This window comes from Sphingomonas hankookensis, from assembly GCF_028551275.1.
Taxonomy (GTDB): domain Bacteria; phylum Pseudomonadota; class Alphaproteobacteria; order Sphingomonadales; family Sphingomonadaceae; genus Sphingomonas; species Sphingomonas hankookensis_A.
The window spans coordinates 261,882-278,570 of the sequence record NZ_CP117025.1 but is presented as its reverse complement, the minus strand read 5'-3'; the positions used below and the strand labels follow the sequence as shown (position 1 = coordinate 278,570).

Genomic DNA, 16,689 nt, shown 5'->3' with positions numbered 1-16,689 from the left:
TATTAAGTGGACGATTTGTCCGGATCAAGGCGGGCTTGGGTGCGGCGCACAAAAATTCCGGCAAAGATGCGCGGATCGGCCATGCGCAGCGTGGCAAGGATGGTGGCGATCACCAGCTGGTCGTCATGGTGCAGGAAATGCCCGCCAGGCAGGCCGACGACCTGCGCAGGGCTGCCGCGGAGCGTCGGGCACAGGCTGTCCGATTCCTCGCGGCCATAGATGCAGATGACCGGTGCCCAGTCGAGCGTACGCATCGCCGCGGAGGGACGGGCATCGGGCGTGCCGTGATAGAGGATGCCGGTGGGGTCGGAGCGGAAATAGACGGTTTCGGCAGGCACAACGACGCTGATCGCCGCGACTTTCGCGCGCAGGTCGGCGGGCAGGTCGGGGGCGGTGGCCGATACCATGTCGGCGCCGAACGACTGACCCATCAGGATCACCCGCTGCGCCCCGGTCCGTGCCAGCGCGGTGCGGATCGCGTTCGCGACGATCGCATCGACCTGTTCACGGGTCTTGCGCGTGCCGAAATTGACCGGGGAGCTGACCCCGACCACCGGGATGCCGTGCGCGGCGAGCGCGGGCACGACCTCGCTGCCCAGACCGAAGCGCAGCCCCATGTCGCCCGAGATATAGACGGCGGCGACCGCCGGATGCTTTCGGCCCCCGTCGAACAGGCGCAGCGACTGGCTGTCGATCAGATGGAGCGCTGGGGCAGCGAGACCGAGCAGCACCAGCAGCCCGGCAAGGAGCGCGCCGATGCCGAAACGGCGGCGCAGGCGACGACGACGGTCGAGACGGTTCATGGCTGGGATACTTTCGGTTCGGGCGCGAGGGTGTCGGCGGCGGGAGCGGGGGGCAGGTAGAGCGCGGGCTGGGGCCGCGAGATCAGGCGGGACAGGTCGCGCAGGCCCCGCAACAGGCCGACACCGCCGGGCCCGGCGATGTAGCGCGGCTCCCATCCCGGCGCGAACTTCTCCTTGTAGGTGCGCAGGCCCCGGAAACCGTAGAAGCGCTCGCCATGGCGGAAGATGAACGCCGCCGCCTTGGCCCATGCCGGAGCGAGCCGGCGATCCTCGATCCCCGACAGCGGCGCCATGCCGAGCGAGAAGCGGGCATAGCCGTGTTGCTGCGCCCAGAGCATCAGGTTGACGAGCAGATAGTCCATCGTGCCGGGCGGGGTGTCCGACCGGTGGCGCATCAGGTCGACCGACGCCTCCTTGCGGTTTTCGGTCAGCCACAGATTGGCGAAGGCGACGATGCGGTCGTCGATCGTCACCACCGCCATGTCGAAGAACGACAGATAGGCGCGGTCGAAATGGCCGAGGCTGAAGCCCTTTTCCCGCTGTGCCTTGGCCTGGAGCCATTCGTCGGAGACCGATTCGAGTTCGTCCATGATCGGGCCGAGTTCGCTGGCGGCGACGATGTGCATCCGCGCGCCCTTGCGCGCGACCGCGCGTTCCGACTTGCGCAGCGCGCGCAGGCGGGGGGTGTCGAGGGTGAAGCTGGTCAGATCGACTACGGCATCCTCGCCATATTTGACGATGCTCAGCCCCATGCCGATCGCGATATCGAGCACCGGCGACGAAATCTGATAGAGCAGCAGCCGCCCCTGGTCGCGGTCGGCGAGGTCGCGGAGATTCCACAGCAGCTCGCCCCATGCCTCGCGCGGGCCGACCGGATCGCCCATCACCACCCAGCTGGCACCGTGGACCTGGTACATGACGAAGGCGTCGCCGGCGTCCGACAGCAGGAAGCGCTTGTCGCCGGTCAGCGCCAGCATCGTGTCGGTCCGGTTCGCGCTGGCGAGGATGCGACGCACGGTCACCGAATCGACCTCCGACAGCGCGCTGCGGGCCGCCGTCGCGGTCGGCGACATCAGCCGCCAGACACAGGCACCGGCGAGCATGACGATGACGCCCAGCGTCGCGCGCAGGAAACGCGGCGCATTGCTGTGCAGCGCAAACTTCCACCACAGATTTTCGGAATAATCGACATGGCGATAGGCGAAGAAGCCCGCCCAGATCGTCAGTGCGATCACGGCGGCGACCGACGCGACCCAGCCGGGACCGACCGGTTGCCCGGTGACGGCCGTGCGGCGGTAGAAGGCGCTGCGGGTCCATTGCAGCAACGCGGCGACGGTGAGGCAGGCGGTCGCCTCCTCATAATCCAGCCCCTTGAGAATCGAAAACAGCGCGGCGGCGATCAGCAGCGTGCGGGTGGCGAGGAACGCGCCGTCGAGGCGACGATAGAGGGCGGGGGCGAGCAGGAGCAGCGCGGTGCCGGTCAGGCTGGCAGCGATCGAACTGAACTCGATCATCGGCAGCGGCAGGATGGCGGCGAGGTCGCCCATGCGGGCGCGAACCGAGGGGAGCGAGCCGGACAGCAGCAGCATCGCACCGGCCATGAAGGTCGCGACGCTCAGCGCCAGCGGAGCGACTCCGGTGGCGACGGCGCGGACGCCCGAGAGGAAGCGGCTGGAGCGGCGGCGCTGGCGCGCACCTTCGTGCCACGCCAGGACGAAGACGCCGAAGCCGAGCGGCAGGAGGTAATAGAGCACGCGATAGGCGATCAGCGCGGCGAACAGGGTGGCGCGGTCGACCGGGACCACCGCCAGCACGACCGCTTCGAACACGCCGATGCCGCCCGGGACATGGGTGACGACGGCGGCGACGATGCCGAGCGTATAGGCGAGGATGAAGGCGGGCAGCAAAGCGGGCGCGGCGCCGGGGATCAGGACGAACAGCGCGGCACTGGCGCAGGCGATGTCGACCAGCGCGATGGCGATCTGGAGGAGGAGCAGACCGGGGCTTGGCAGGGGCAGGGTAAAGCCGAACAGGCGGATCGGCGCGCGCACGACCGCGCAGGCGCCGAGCAGCGCGATCGTCAACACGGCGATGCTCCAGCCGGCGGCCTGGACTTGCGTTGCCGACAGTTTCAGGCCGGCAAGGTCGAGCGCGCCCGGGTGCAGCAGCAGCGCGACTCCGGTGACGCTGACGACTCCGGCCCAGAAGGTGCCGCTGGCGATGGCGACGACGCGCGCGACGTCGGGGCCGTCCAGCCCGGCGGCGCTGTAGATGCGGTAGCGCGCCGACCCGCCGGTCAGCAGCGCGAGGCCAAGATTGTGGCTGAGCGTATAGCTGGTGAACGAGGCGAGTGCGGCGGTGCGCCAGGGGAGCGGGCGGGCGATGGTATGCAACGCCAGCAGGTCGTAGAAGGTCAGCGCCAGATAGCTTCCGGCGGTCGCGAGCAGGGCGAGGACGATCTTGGTCACCGACAGGTCGTGCAGCGCGGCGCGGACATCGGCGAAGCGGATCTCCTGCGTCAGATGCTGGAGCGCGGCGAAGCCCAGCGCGATGAGGGCAAGGACGACCAGGACGCCGATCGGCGTGCGATAGCGATCGAGCAGGCGGCGCAGCTCAGCCATGCGGCACCTGTTCGATCCGCGACCAGCTCTGGGTCCGGCAGAGCATGCCGCCCCACATACAGCCGCGAATCCGGAGCGTATCGGGGCGGGGCAGGTCGATGCGCGAGGCGAAGCGGCGGCCCATGTCGGGCACGAACACCGTGCCGGTCCACGCTCCGCTGCCATCGGCGGCGTAATCCTCGAGCAATTCGGTGCCGAGCAGCCGGTCGACGCCGCCATCCTTCGCATCGGCGCGCGCGGACGGGCTGGCCCACACCACCCAGCCGCACAGATGCGCGCCGCACGGACCGGTGCGGACCGCGACATTGTTGTGCGGGCTGAGCCACAGGCCGGCGGGCAGCTGGGCCGGCGTGTTGGCCGCGGCGGGCATGGCCAGCGCCAGCGCCGCGATTCCCGCCCATCCGCGCATCGTTCGATTCCCCTTCATGGGGAAGGGCGTAGCGAATGGCGGGTTGCCGGCGGTTCAGCGGGCGCTGAACAATCGGTAATGTTTGGGGGCTTTTCGTCATTCCCGCGAAGGCGGGAACCCATAACCGCCAACGGCCGAGAAGGAATCGCTAGCGTCGGCGTATATGGACCCCCGCCTTCGCGGGGGTGACGCATGGGGCGTGCGCCTACCGGTTCAACGCGTAGGTGATGATGAAGCATGCCGCCGTCAGCAGCAGCATCGCGAGGATGAAGGTCGCATCGGCGATCCGCTCCAGCCAGTGCAGCCGCCTGGTGCCCTGCACCCTGAGCGCGAAATAGGAGCTGAGCGTCGCGATCAGGAAGAGAAGCGCGTCGACCGAGAGCAGGTCGTCGGCGATCGTCTGGCGCGCGCGCATGGTGATGGTGACGTGCAGCAGCCCGATGCCGGTCAGGCAGACGCCGACCATCGCCGAGGCGATCGGGCAGATCATCCGGCAGGTGCGCTCATCCAGCGCGATGCGGCGGCGATGGGCGGAGGACGGGGGAGGTTCGCGCTGATCCATGGCGCCGCATGGCACCCCTGCCGGGTGAGTCGTCAAGCGCGAAGCGGTGCCGATTCGCCGCATGGCATGTGGCGGCAAGGCAACGCCATCGGCGCAAATCGGGGATTTCGCGCATCATATCGCCAAAGCGCATTCGGTTCGCTATGGGGCGCATCGCCGAACCGCGATGCCGACGCGTTGGGCGTGCGACGCTCCCGAAGAGCTGTCACACTTCGCCGATAGGGCGACACGTTCATTCGGCAGGGGAATTTCGATGACGAGCGCAGCGCTGGAGCGGGATGGACGCCCCGGCCCGAAACTGGACGACGGCTTCGGCCGCGCCGGTACGTTTGGATTCGCCACGGCGATCGTCGCCGCTCTCGGCTATGTCGTCTACAACGTCTATCACGATGCGGCGGCGGCCAGCGTCGATCCGCTGACGCTGATGCCCTTCGCGCTGCTGGTGCTCGCGCTGATCATCGCGCTGGGCTTCGAATTCGTGAACGGTTTCCACGACACCGCCAATGCGGTCGCGACCGTGATCTACACCAATTCGATGCCCGCCCATGTCGCGGTGGTGTGGTCGGGAGTGTTCAACTTCCTGGGCGTGCTGATGTCGACCGGCGCGGTCGCGTTCGGCATCATCTCGCTGCTGCCGATCGAGCTGATCCTGCAAGTGGGGTCGTCGTCCGGATTCGCAATGGTGTTCGCGCTGCTGATCGCGGCGATCGTGTGGAACCTCGCCACCTGGGCGCTGGGCATTCCGTCGTCGTCGTCGCACACGCTGATCGGGTCGATCATCGGCGTCGGCGTCGCCAATGCGATCCTGCAGGGGCGCAACGGGTCAGCCGGGGTGGACTGGGACAAGGCGACCGAGATCGGCAAGGCGCTGCTGGTGTCGCCGATGATCGGCTTCGGCGTCGCCGCGCTGCTGTTCCTCGCCATGAAGACGCTGATCCGCAACCGCAAGCTGTACGAGGCGCCGGTCGGCGACACGCCACCGCCGCTGTGGATTCGCGCGCTGCTGATCTTCACCTGCACCGGCGTCAGCTTCGCCCACGGGTCGAACGACGGGCAGAAGGGCATGGGCCTGATCATGCTGATCCTGATCGGCACGGTGCCCACCGCCTATGCGCTGAACCGCGCGGTGCCGGCACAATATGAGGCGCAGTTCGCGACCAACAGCGCCGCCGCGGTGCGCGTGCTGACGCCGCAGGGCGATGGCGCGCTGCCCGACGACGCGACCGCGCGGTCGCAGGCGCAGCGCTACATCACCGACCGCAAGCTGACCGCCGAAACCGTGCCCGCCGTGACCACGATGGTCGGCGCGATCGAGCAGCAGGTCCGCGAATATGGCACGCTGGCCAAGGTGCCGGCCGCCGTCAGCGGCAATATGCGCAACGACATGTACCTGACGTCGGAAGCGGTGAAGAGGCTGGCCAAGGAGCCGACGCTGTCGCTGACCGAAGGCGACAAGAAGGTGCTGACCGAATATCGCGGGTCGCTGGACGCCGGCACGCGCTTCATCCCGCTATGGGTCAAGGTCGCGGTCGCCTTCGCCCTGGGTCTGGGCACCATGGTCGGGTGGAAGCGGATCGTGGTCACGGTGGGCGAAAAGATCGGCAAGACCCACCTGACCTATGCGCAGGGTGCGTCGGCCGAACTGGTGGCGATGGGCACGATCTTCGGTGCCGACAGCCTCGGCCTGCCGGTGTCGACGACGCATGTCCTGTCGTCGGGCGTCGCCGGCACGATGGCGGCGAACCGGTCGGGGTTGCAGATGTCGACGGTGCGCAACCTGTTGATGGCATGGGTGCTGACGCTGCCGGTGTCGGTGCTGCTGTCGGGGTCTCTGTACCTGCTGCTCAACCGGATCTTCTGACCTGCGCGACGGGGAGCGACGCATGCCGACCTCCCCGCCGCTGCGTCGCGACCCGGTCGCGTGGGTGATCCTGATCCTCGTGTGGTTTTCCTGCGCGTGGTTCGGGTCGTGGGAGTTCAACCCCAACAACGCCGTCCGCATGTTCGCCACGCTGTCGCTGGTCGAGGAGGGCGACGCCACCATCGACGAATATGCCGCGCTGACGATCGACAAGGCGCATTTCGGCGATCATTATTATTCGGACAAGGCGCCCGGCATCACCGTGCTGGGCATCCCCGCCGTCATGGTCGCGAATGCCGTGTCGGGCCAGCGCGCCAGCGATTTCGTGCCGGGGTTCGAGAATCGCGAGTTCAACCGTTTCCTCAAAATTCGCATCCGGCTGGTGGCGATCACCATCTGCGCGGTCTTGAGCGCGCTGGCGGCGATGCTGCTCTACGATCTGGTGCGCAGGGTTACCCGCGATGTCGAGGCGGGGGCGGTCGCGGCTTTGTCCTATGGGCTGGGCACGACGGTCTGGGGATGGTCGACGACGATCTTCGGCCATGCGCCGGTCGCCGCGCTGCTGGTGATTGCGAGCTGGGCGGTGTGGCGCGGGACCGGGCCGGGGCGGTCGTGGTTTCATGCAGTGGTCGCGGGCCTTGCGCTCGGCTGGGCGGTGCTGATCGAACATTCCGCGCTGATCGCCGGGCTGCCGGTTGCGGGCTATGCCTTGTGGCGGCTGCGGTCGCTGCCGCGCGGGGAGGCGGTGCGGACCGTTGTCGTCGCGCTGGCGGTCGGGGCGAGCGCGCTGGTGGTGCTGGTCGGCTATAACCTGATCGCGTTCGGGACGGTGTTTCGGCTCGGCTATTCGGGGGTCACCGACTTTGCCGGCATGCAGGAGGGGTTTTTCGGGCTGACCTATCCTAAGCCCTATGTCCTGTACGAACTGACCTTCGGCGAGCGGCGGGGGATATTGTGGGTCGCGCCGATCCTGATCGTCGCGCCGTTCGGCATCGCGATGCTGGTGCGCGATCCGGCGACGCGGGCGATCGGCTGGTTGGCGGTCGCAGGGGCGGTGGTGCCGTTCCTGATCAACGCCAGCTATTATTACTGGGACGGCGGCAACGCGACGGGGCCGCGCCACGCGCTGCCAGCGGTCGGGTTCCTGTGCATCGGTATCGGCGCGTTCTGGGCGCAGGCGACGCGCTGGTCGCGAACCGCTGTCGCGGTGCTGCTGGCCGGGTCGGTCGTACTCAACATGGCGATCGCCAGTGCCGAGATCACCGCGCCGGGGGGCGAACCGCGCGCGCTGGCGGTGGCGGTGTTCCGCGAGCGGTTCGATCCCGGCTATCTGCGGACGGTGGCGGACGAGTGGTTCGGGTACACGCCGTGGCAGGGGCTGGCGATCTGGGCTGCGGTTGCCGGGGTGCTGACGGTCGCGTTGGCCGGGTTGGTTCGGCGGGCGAAGGTAAAAGAAAGATAGGGGTTCGCGCGGAGGCGCGGAGACGCGGAGGGGTTGCGCCTGTAGCAACCCTCTCTCGCGCCGGCGGTCTCTTTCCCGTTGCAACGGGAACAAGCGTCTCCCGATCGCGCGGCATTCGCCTGGAACGCAACGCCTCCGCGTCTCCGCGCCTCCGCGCGAACCCCTATTCCGCCGCCTCCGCTTGCGGCACCGGGATGGTGAAGCCGAACCGCGCCTCCACCTCCGGATCGAGCCAGGCATGGATATGCGCGCGGTCGGTGTCGGAAATGTCGGCATAGGCGGTGGGGGTGAAGGGGCGCTTGCCCTGCCCCTTGTAGCTGTCCTGCGACACGAACGGGTCGGCCATGGGCAGGCCGGTGGCGGCGGACAGGTCGGCGATCACGCCGGCGGGGTCGGCGACGAACGCTTCATGGCTGAGCAGCGCGACATGGTGCGCGCGGTCGTGCAGGCCGCTCCAGTGGCGCAGCTTCGCGGTACGCTTGGCGAGCGGGTTGGCGAAGCGTTCGCCGGTATCGGGGCAGCGTTCGTGCAGCATCTCGCGCCCCAGCACCGGATGGTCGTCCTCTACCCCCCAGAACTCTTTGTCCCAATAGCTGTGCCACGGCGCGCGGATGAAGTCGGAGAAGCCGAGCGCCTTCAGCTCCGGATGGGCGTGCCAGGGCTGGCGATGCAGGCTGCGCACCCAGTCTACGGACTCGCGCGCGACCGCCAGCACCATCACGTCGCGCGGGAAGAGCACCTGTTCGGGCACGAACCAGTGTTTGAAGCCGTAGCTTTCGGTAAAGGCGGCGGGGCCGAGATTGGCCTCGATCGATCGGATCAGGACGTTGGTCCCCGAACAACGCTGTCCATAGACCTGGATGGCGCGGATCGGGGTATCGCCGCGGCGCAGGATGGAGAGGCCGGCACGCGGGGTCGTCCAGGTCGACATGCAGTTCATATTCCCATGCGAATCATCGGAAATCATTGTGATCCCGAAATAATTTTCGCTTGTCGGGGCTACGCAGGGAGCCGGCAAGGGTTCCCGGCGTTCGTGCAGCCAGACGGGTTTCTCCGGGGGACATATGACGACGCGGCCGATCACCTTCTTCATCCATCATCAGGGGCGTGGCCACGCCAACCGGGCGATGGCGATCATCCGCGAACTGCCCGCCGACCGCCGCGTGACGATCCTGTGCGCGCGGCCCGAATTGTTCGACGGGTTCGACCGGCCGGTCGATCTGGTGCAACTGCCCAACATGATCGGCGCGCCGGTGCCGACGGCCGCGCTGTTCGATCAGCCGACGCCGGAAGTGCTGCATTGCGTGCCGCTGGGCGTGGACGCCACGCGGCGGACGATGCGCACGATCCTCGACCATCTCGACGATGCCGCCCCGGCCTTGTTCGTGGTCGATGTATCGGCGGAGATCGCGCTGATGGCGCGGATCGCCAGCGTGCCGGCGATCAAGATCCGCATGCATGGCGACCGCACCGATCCGGGGCATCTGGGCGCGTATCAGGCGTGTGTCGGGCTGCTGGCGCCGTTCGACGAGAGGATCGAGCAGGACGACTTCCCCGACTGGGGCCGGGCCAAGACCTGTTATACCGGCGGGCTATGCACCACCACCGATGCGGTGCCGACCAAGGCGGAGGCGCGGGCGCGGCTGGGGATCGATCCGGAGCGCGAGGTCGTGCTGGTGCTGACCGGCGGCGGCGGGGCGGGGACGCCCTATGCGCCCCTCACCATGGCGGCGCGGGCGGTGCCGGACGCGCTGTGGCTGGTGGTCGGACCGGTGCACCGCGAGGGGCATGAGACCGATTTCGGCAATCTGGTCGAAAAGGGCTGGGTCGATGGCGTGACCGACCACATTGCCGCCGCCGATGTCGTGATCGCATCCGCCGGCGACAATACGGTGCATGAGATCGCGCGGGTCGGGCGGCCCTATATCTGCGCGCCCGAATGGCGGTATTTTGCCGAGCAGACGCGCAAGGCCGACCGGCTGGCGGAAGTCGGCGCGGCGGTGGCGCTGCACCAATGGCCGGGGTCGCTTAGCCCCTGGCGCGGGTTGCTGGATCAGGCGAAGGCGCTCGACCCGGCGGCTTTGGCGGCGCTGTATGATCCGGGCGCTGCGGCGCGGGCGGCGGACTATATCGAGGGGCTGGCGGTGCGGCTCTGGGCCGACTGACGCGCGGCACGGGCGAACAGCGCGGCGCTGGCGAGCCATAGCACGCAGAAGAAGGCTGTGCCGCCCAGAGTCGTGCGAACGCCGACCGGGTTGGGCGCAGCCCAGCCGGCGGCGATGCCGGTCAGCCCGATCGCGAACTGCGTCACGGCGGTGGCGGCCATGGCACGGGCGACGCCACGGGGGCGGAGGCGGGCGAGGAGCGTACCGCCGACCGCGACCAGCAGGACGAGGCCGAAGACCGCGTTGACGTCTTTATCCTCGCTGCCGAAGAACCCGACCGCCGCGTTGATCCACACCAGCAGGAACGCGGCGGCGACCGCGACCAGCGTGCCTGCACGATAGGCAAGGCCGGTCGACGCGCGCTGGCCCAATTCGATCGCGCCGCCTGCTACGCCGAGCATGACGGCCGCGAAGACATAGTCGGCGGGCGTCCATGGCGCGCCGGCGACGAACGGCACGGCGAGCAGCGCGGCGGCGGCGCTCCAGCCGAGCAGGTGCGGGTTGATCGAACGGGTCATGGGCGGTCCTTTCGCGGTCTCTGCCGGAGGGTATCGCAGGGCGATATGGATCGCGAAGGGAGGGGTTGTGCAGATTTGATGGAGAATTATCGGCTCGTTCAAGCATGGCCGTACCCCCGCGCAGGCGGGGGTCCAGAGCCTCAAGCGCCGCGCTTCGTTACCCTGGACCCCCGCCTGCGCGGGGGTACGAAGAAGGGAGGGTGACGGAGAGGTAACTAGCTGAACAGCGCATCCTCACGCCGGCTGGCGGCGATTTCCGCCAGCGTCGGCGCGCGCAGGCGGTCGATCGTGTCGCTGTCGGCGCTCCACCGGATCAGTCCAGCCTGTGCGAACTGGCCCAGCCAATAATCCATGCACCACCGCCCCCAGCGCGCGCGGAAGCGGGTGGCGTTGCGCAGGATCGCGTCGAACTGGTGGAGCGGCGGGATGTGGACGGGGTGATGCTGGTGAAACGCCACCGCGCCGCCGACCCACGCCATCGGGATGCCGGCGGCTGCCAGCCGCCAGGCGAAATCCGTTTCCTCGCCGCCATAGCCGACATAACCGGTGTCCATGCCGCCTGCCGCGTCCCATGCCGAACGGGGCAGGGCGAAGGACAGGCCCCATAGCTCGCCATGGCTGGGGACGGGGCGGGTTTCGTCGTCGGACAGCGCCGGCTTGGCCGGGTGGCGGACGCCCTTCGCCGGATCGAAGGGGCCGGGCGGCAGATAGCGCACCTCGCCCAGATAGACGCCGGGCGCGGTGTCCAATGCCTGGTCGTAGCGTTCGACCAAGGTCGGCGAGGGCACGCAATCGACGTCGAGGAAGATCAGCCGCTCGCCCCGCGCGGTCGCAGCGGCGGCGTTGCGCGCTTCGGCCAGCGGCATCGGGTCTCCCGGCACGAACACCTCCCGCACCGGTACGCCGGGGTCGGGCAGGCCGGCGGGCGCTTGCGGCTGCATATAGGCGATGACCAGCTCGTCGGGCTTGCGCGTCTGTGCGGCGATGCCCCACAACAGATTCGCCAGTTGCGCGGTCCGCCCGCGCACCAGCGTGCAGACCGAGATCACGCCGACAGACGCTGTGCCGGTTGCCCGCGGAAATGGGCGACTCCCTCCATGATCCCGAACGCATAGCCGCGCCGGGCGACATAGCTGTGGGCGAGGTCGGGACGCTGCGCCAGGCCGTCGGAATAATTGCCGACGATGATCGCATGGGCGCAGGCGCGCAGCATTTCGACATCGTTGCCGCTGTCGCCCGCGACGATCACCTGATCACGGCGCATCTGCGCGCGGCGGCGGACATAATCGACCGCCGTCCCCTTCGACGCGGCCAAGGGCAAGATGTCGAGATAGCGGCCATGGCTGTGGATCACCGATGCGGCGAAGCCAGCGCCGGCCAGCAGGTCGCGGATACGTTCGGCAATGTCGGGTTCGCCACCGGTGAAATAGCTCAATTTGTGGCTGCGCTGTTCGAGCGGGCTTTGCGGGCGCAGCTCGCCCTGTTCGGCCAGCAGGGCGGCGATGGCGGCACGATCCCAGCCGGCGTCGATGATCGCGGTCCACGCATCGTCGCGGGCGTACACGCCGCCATGGATGCGGTGGTAGATTTCCGATCCGACCGAGGTGATCATGACGGCGGGCGGTGCGACCTGGTTCTGCGCGAGGATCGCCAGTGCGCTGTGCAGGCTGCGCCCGGTGGCGATGCCGAACAGCATGTCGTGCTGGTCGCCGTGCCACAGGTTGAACGCCTGCGCCGCCTCGGTTTCACCCAACAGCGTGTTGTCGATATCGGAGACGAGCAGCAGGCGTGGCGTCTCGATCGCCGGAGCCGGCGGCGCGATCACCGCCGCCGCCAGTTCGGCATAGCGCGCGACATGGCCGTCCCAGTCGTACAGCTCGGCCGCCGTTGCGCCGGCGTGCGAATAGGTGTCCCATAGCGCATCGTCGGACAGGATCTTCAACATCGCCTGCCCGATGGCATGCGGGTCGCGCGGGTCGACGAGGATGCCGTTGTTGCAGCCTTCGATGATGTCGTTCGGCCCGCCGCTGTCGGTCGCGACCAGCGGCAGTCCCGACGCCGCCGCTTCCAGCAGGGTCAGCCCGAAGGGTTCGTTGAGCGCCGGATTGACGAAGATGCCGCGCTTGGCCCGGGCATGGGCGTAGATGGCGGGGACTTCGTGCGGGGCGTGGGTCTTGGGAATCGCGACCGATCCGTAGAGGTCGTAGCGGTCGATCAGCGCGAACAGCTCGGCCATGTTGCCAGCCAGTTCGGGTTCGAGGCTGCGCGGATCGTCGCGCGTGCCGGCCACGATGACGAGGTTCGCGGCGGTCTGTAGCGCCGGGCAGCGGCCATAGGCATGGACGAGCGCGGCGAGGTTCTTCTTGCTGACCGGGCGGGCCAGCGCGAGGATGACGGGCTTGGAGGGGTCGGCGAGGAAGCGGTCGATCCGCGCATCGACCAGCGCGTCGGTGCAGTTACCGGCGAACAGCCCGAGGTCGCTGCCCGGCGGGATGATGCGGATGCGGCCGGGATCGTAGCTGGGATAGCCGGCATATTGCACCTCCGCCTCGTCGCGCGAGGAGGCGATGATCGCATCGGCATGGGCGATGGCATGATCCTCGATTGCGATGCGGCGTTCGAGGCCGGCGGTTTCGGCGCAGTCGGTGCCGAACGCCACCTGCTTGACGCGGCCCAGCGAATGGGCGGTGAAGATATAGGGAATGCCGAGCCGCGCCTTGACCGCCGCCGCCACCGCGCCGGCATCGGCATAATGGGCGTGGATCAGGTCGGGACGGCGGTCGAGCGCCGCGATATGCGCGACCAGTGCGTCGACGAAGCTGTCGGTCTCCGTCCACAGCGCTTCCTTCGGCAGATAGGCGTCGCTGGCCGAGCGCAAGCGGACGATGCGCGTCGTATCGTCGATAAACTCGCTTTCGCGCCAATAGCCTTCGCCCAGCGGCCCGCCACGAAAGGCTCTGGTGACGATTTCGGTCCGGGTAATGCCTGGATGCCCGCCAGTCGCGGCAACCAGATCGAGGAGGTAGCGGATATGGCCGCCGGTATCCGCCGTCACTCCATATTCCACCTCACGCGCGCGAAGACATCCCTGCAGGGCGAGGTGGAGGATGAACATTACGGAACTTTCCCGTTGAAAAACGCGGACTTATTGCCGCCCTGACAGGAACCGTTGCCGCTTGGCTTTGTTCCGGTGGGCGATGGTATCCCCGCTTCGCATCGCGCAGATCGCCCCGGTCATCTACCCCACGCCGCCGCGCGGTACCGGGGGCACCGAACGGGTCGTGTCCGACCTGACCGAGGCGCTGATGGCGATGGGCCATGACGTGACGCTGATCGCGCCCAGCGACAGCGTGACCACCGCGCGGCACCTGTCGGCGCATCCCAGCCTGTCGGCGCTGGAGGCGTATCACGGCCCGGTCGCACCGGGCGTTCCTGCCGCGCTGGAGGCGGCGCAGCTGGGGCTGCTGGCGCAACATCTGACCGAGTTCGACATCGTTCATTGCCATGGCGAATTCGCCCATGCCGCGGTGCTGGGCGACCGGATCGGGCGCAGCCTGACGACAGTGCACTGGCGGCTCGACGAGCTGGACCGCAAGTTATTCTTCCACAGCTTTCCCGAATTGCCGGTCGCGGCGATCTCGCAGGCGCAGGCCCGTGACCTGCCGCGCGCCAATCGGGCGGGCGTCGTGCATCACGGCATTCCGGCCGACCGGTTCGTGGCCGGACCGGGCGGGGAAGGCGTCGTTTTCATCGGCCGGATGACCGATCAGAAGCGGCCCGACGTCGCGATCCGCGTGGCCCGCGCCGCCGGGCGGCCGATCCGGCTGGCAGGCGGGATCGATGTCGGCAATCCACGTTATTTCGAGGAGCGGGTCGCGCCGCTGCTGGGCGACGATGCGATCCATGTCGGTGAGGTCGACGACCGCGCGAAACAGGCGCTGCTGGGCGAGGCGGCGGCGCTGCTCTTCCCGATCGACTGGCCCGAACCGTTCGGGCTGGTGATGATCGAGGCGATGGCCTGCGGGACGCCGGTGATCGCGTGGGATCGCGGCAGCGTGCGCGAGGTGGTCGAGCCAGGCGTGACCGGCTTCATCGTGAAGACGGAGGAAGAGGCGGTCGCCGCGCTGGCGAAGATCGACACGATCGACCGGGCGCGGGTGCGCGCACGGTTCGAGGAACGCTTCACCGCGACACGCATGGCGGAGGATTATGTGACGCTCTACCGGCAACGGATCGCCCTCGCATCGGGAGCGGGCGCATGAGGATCGGGCTGCTGACCTGGGCCTATCCGCCCGAAAAGAGCGGCCTGTCGCGCGCCGCGTGCGAAATCGCCCATGCGCTGGCCGAAGCGGGGCATGACGTGCGCGTCGTCACGATGGACCGGACGGGCCGCAGCAGCAGCGATGGCGTGGAAGTGATCGGTGCGGCCGAGGACGGGTGGTTCGCCCGGCTGCGGCGCTGGCCCGGCATCGGCCATCTCTGCGGCCCGGCGATGGTCGCGCGGACGGTGCGGCGGCTCCATGCCGAGCGGCCGTTCGACGTGATCGAGGCGACCAACTGGTATGCGCCGGGCCTGTGGGTCGCGCTGACCGGGCCGGCACCGCTGGTGACGCGCAATTCGACGCCGGTCGCGACCAGCGCGGCGAAGCCACGGACGCTGCGCGACCGGATCGACCGCTGGGCGGCGGTGACGCTGGAGGCATTGTCGGCGCGGGCGTCGGCGGGGCTGATCTCCAATACCGAGGCGCATGGTGCCAAGGTCGCCGCACTCTATGGCACGCAGCCGCCGGGGCCGGGCCATGCGGTGATCGGCCTCAGCCTGCCGCCGGCGATCGTCGATGCGGGGCGGGCGGCGCCCTATCCGCCGGGCAACGACGTGCTGCGGCTGTTGTTCGTCGGGCGCAACGAACCGCGCAAGGGGACCGATGCGCTGATCGGCGCGCTGCCGGCACTGGCGGCGGAGGCGGATGCCGGCACGCTGCCCGACTTCCGGCTGACGATGATCGGGCTGCACCGGCAGGAACTCGATCGGTTACCGCCGGCGGCGCTCAAACGGATCGACAGCTATCACCGGGTCGAGGACGACATGCTGCATGCGTCGCTTGCCGGGGCCGATATCGTCGTCGCGCCGTCGCGCTACGAGAGTTTCGGGCTGGTCTATCAGGAGGCGATGACCTTTGGCCGGCCGATCGCGGCATGTGGCGAAGACCCGAGTGCGCGGCTGTTCGTCGGCGGCAGCGGCGCGGGGTTGCTGGCAGACGACTGCACCGCGGACGCGCTGGGCGCGATCTTGCGGCGGATGCTGCGCGACGACGATCTGCGGCAGGCGTTATCGACCGCGGCGCGGGTGGCGGCGGGACGCTTCACCCGCGCCGGCTTGGCCGGGGAGACGACCGCCGCTTATGTCGCGGCGGTGAACGGGCGCAGCAGCGCGGCTTCGTCGCCGGGGCGTCCGGCGCCGGCCGACATGGCCTCATAGACCCGCGAGCGTTCGATCACGCGGGCGCGGACGAGGTGATGGTCGATCGCCCCGGCCAGCGCCAGCGACGTGCGTTCGAACGGCACGACCGGGCGTTCGTGCACGGTGCCGGCGAAGCGGATGTGCGCGCGGGTCAGGCGATATTGGATGTCGGGCCACAGCGCGGATTGCGCGCCATCGACCAAGTTGCGGCGCGGCAGCCCCAGCGCCCACAGCCCGTCCCGATCCGCCGCTTCTGTCAACCAGCCGAGCGCGGCCAGCAGCGCAGCATCGGGCGTCTCGTCGCTGTCGAGTTGTAGCACCCAGCCGTCCGCCAGCGCCTGCACCCGGTTGCGCTGTGCCGCGAAGTCGCCGTTCAGCGGATGGGCGTGGACCTGCGCCCACGGCACCGCCTGCGCGAGCGATGCCGCATCGTCCGGCGTGCCGTCGAGCAGGACGATCGGGCGGGGAAAATGCGGCCGCAAATCCGTCAGCATCGCGGCGGTCGCATCCGCTTCCCTCGCGCGGGCGATCATGCCGAGCGTTACGGCATGCGGACATGGCGTGGCGGGTTCGCCGTCGACCAGTCCGAGCGCCCAGGCGGCGTTGCGCCGGGCATGGGGGGCGAGCGCGAAGCCCCGTTCCGGTGTGCCATCGCGCAGGCTTTCGGCGATAGCGTCGCGTAGCGTCGCGGCGTCGAAAGCGAGAGTGGCGACCACCAGACCGCAATGGGTGCATTCCGGCAGCGCGCGGTCGTGCCAGCGGTCGTTGCCGCAGATCGGACAGCGCGGCCCGGCGATCGCTTCGGTCATATGGCCACCCTCTTGCGT

Annotated in this window: 14 protein-coding genes; 5 read left to right on the top strand and 9 right to left on the bottom strand. The window is 68.8% G+C overall.

Annotation, left to right across the window (positions count from 1 at the left end):
• Nucleotides 1–2: 2 nt before the first annotated feature.
• The 4 genes from PPZ50_RS01380 to PPZ50_RS01365 form a co-directional block, all read right to left on the bottom strand.
• Entirely contained in the window at nt 3–803 is an 801-nt protein-coding gene (locus PPZ50_RS01380) for an AcvB/VirJ family lysyl-phosphatidylglycerol hydrolase (protein WP_084401688.1), read from the bottom strand.
• Entirely contained in the window at nt 800–3,424 is a 2,625-nt protein-coding gene (mprF, locus tag PPZ50_RS01375) for a bifunctional lysylphosphatidylglycerol flippase/synthetase MprF (RefSeq protein WP_272815687.1), read from the bottom strand. The genes PPZ50_RS01380 and mprF overlap by 4 nt, the downstream gene beginning before the upstream one ends.
• Complete coding sequence (locus tag PPZ50_RS01370; RefSeq protein ID WP_066692770.1) at nt 3,417–3,833, bottom strand: DUF2147 domain-containing protein; 417 nt, start codon at nt 3,831–3,833, stop codon at nt 3,417–3,419. Before PPZ50_RS01370 ends, mprF begins: the two co-directional genes overlap by 8 nt.
• 205 nt (nt 3,834–4,038) lie before the next feature.
• The gene (locus PPZ50_RS01365; protein WP_066692027.1) at nt 4,039–4,395 is read right to left on the bottom strand and encodes a hypothetical protein; all 357 of its coding nucleotides are present in this window, start codon (nt 4,393–4,395) and stop codon (nt 4,039–4,041) included.
• 253 nt (nt 4,396–4,648) lie between these two features.
• Here PPZ50_RS01365 and PPZ50_RS01360 point away from each other — a divergent pair, with 253 nt between their 5' ends.
• Both PPZ50_RS01360 and PPZ50_RS01355 read left to right on the top strand, forming a co-directional pair.
• Nucleotides 4,649–6,256, top strand: a complete 1,608-nt coding sequence (locus PPZ50_RS01360; protein ID WP_084401686.1) for an inorganic phosphate transporter — start codon at nt 4,649–4,651, stop codon at nt 6,254–6,256.
• Between the two features lie 22 nt (nt 6,257–6,278).
• The gene (locus PPZ50_RS01355) at nt 6,279–7,718 is read left to right on the top strand and encodes a glycosyltransferase family 39 protein (RefSeq protein WP_066692025.1); all 1,440 of its coding nucleotides are present in this window, start codon (nt 6,279–6,281) and stop codon (nt 7,716–7,718) included.
• A gap of 163 nt (nt 7,719–7,881) precedes the next feature.
• Here PPZ50_RS01355 and PPZ50_RS01350 read toward each other — a convergent pair whose 3' ends face one another.
• Entirely contained in the window at nt 7,882–8,649 is a 768-nt protein-coding gene (locus PPZ50_RS01350; RefSeq protein ID WP_157092773.1) for a hypothetical protein, read from the bottom strand.
• A gap of 133 nt (nt 8,650–8,782) precedes the next feature.
• Between PPZ50_RS01350 and PPZ50_RS01345 the strand changes: the two genes are divergently transcribed.
• A complete protein-coding gene (locus PPZ50_RS01345; RefSeq protein WP_066692020.1) occupies nt 8,783–9,883 on the top strand; it encodes a glycosyltransferase in 1,101 nt (366 codons plus the stop codon).
• Here PPZ50_RS01345 and PPZ50_RS01340 read toward each other — a convergent pair.
• From PPZ50_RS01340 to PPZ50_RS01330, 3 genes are all read right to left on the bottom strand, one after another.
• Nucleotides 9,844–10,401 carry a hypothetical protein gene (locus PPZ50_RS01340; RefSeq protein ID WP_066692018.1) on the bottom strand — a complete coding sequence of 186 codons (558 nt, stop codon included), beginning with the start codon at nt 10,399–10,401 and terminating at the stop codon, nt 9,844–9,846. The genes PPZ50_RS01345 and PPZ50_RS01340 overlap by 40 nt on opposite strands.
• Nucleotides 10,402–10,616: 215 nt before the next feature.
• Nucleotides 10,617–11,450, bottom strand: coding sequence for a glycosyltransferase family 2 protein (locus tag PPZ50_RS01335; protein WP_198158587.1), 834 nt, complete (start codon nt 11,448–11,450; stop codon nt 10,617–10,619).
• Nucleotides 11,447–13,456: an HAD-IIB family hydrolase gene (locus PPZ50_RS01330; RefSeq protein ID WP_232308020.1), complete on the bottom strand. Its 2,010-nt coding sequence runs from the start codon at nt 13,454–13,456 to the stop codon at nt 11,447–11,449. Before PPZ50_RS01330 ends, PPZ50_RS01335 begins: the two co-directional genes overlap by 4 nt.
• Nucleotides 13,457–13,598: 142 nt before the next feature.
• Here PPZ50_RS01330 and PPZ50_RS01325 point away from each other — a divergent pair, with 142 nt between their 5' ends.
• Nucleotides 13,599–14,663, top strand: coding sequence for a glycosyltransferase family 4 protein (locus tag PPZ50_RS01325; protein ID WP_066692013.1), 1,065 nt, complete (start codon nt 13,599–13,601; stop codon nt 14,661–14,663).
• Entirely contained in the window at nt 14,660–15,880 is a 1,221-nt protein-coding gene (locus PPZ50_RS01320) for a glycosyltransferase family 4 protein (protein WP_084401684.1), read from the top strand. The genes PPZ50_RS01325 and PPZ50_RS01320 overlap by 4 nt, the downstream gene beginning before the upstream one ends.
• On the opposite strand, the gene PPZ50_RS01315 is transcribed toward PPZ50_RS01320, so the two are convergent.
• On the bottom strand, nt 15,802–16,671 hold the full coding sequence (locus PPZ50_RS01315; RefSeq protein ID WP_066692011.1) for a hypothetical protein: 870 nt from the start codon (nt 16,669–16,671) through the stop codon (nt 15,802–15,804). The genes PPZ50_RS01320 and PPZ50_RS01315 overlap by 79 nt on opposite strands.
• Nucleotides 16,672–16,689 lie beyond the last annotated feature (18 nt).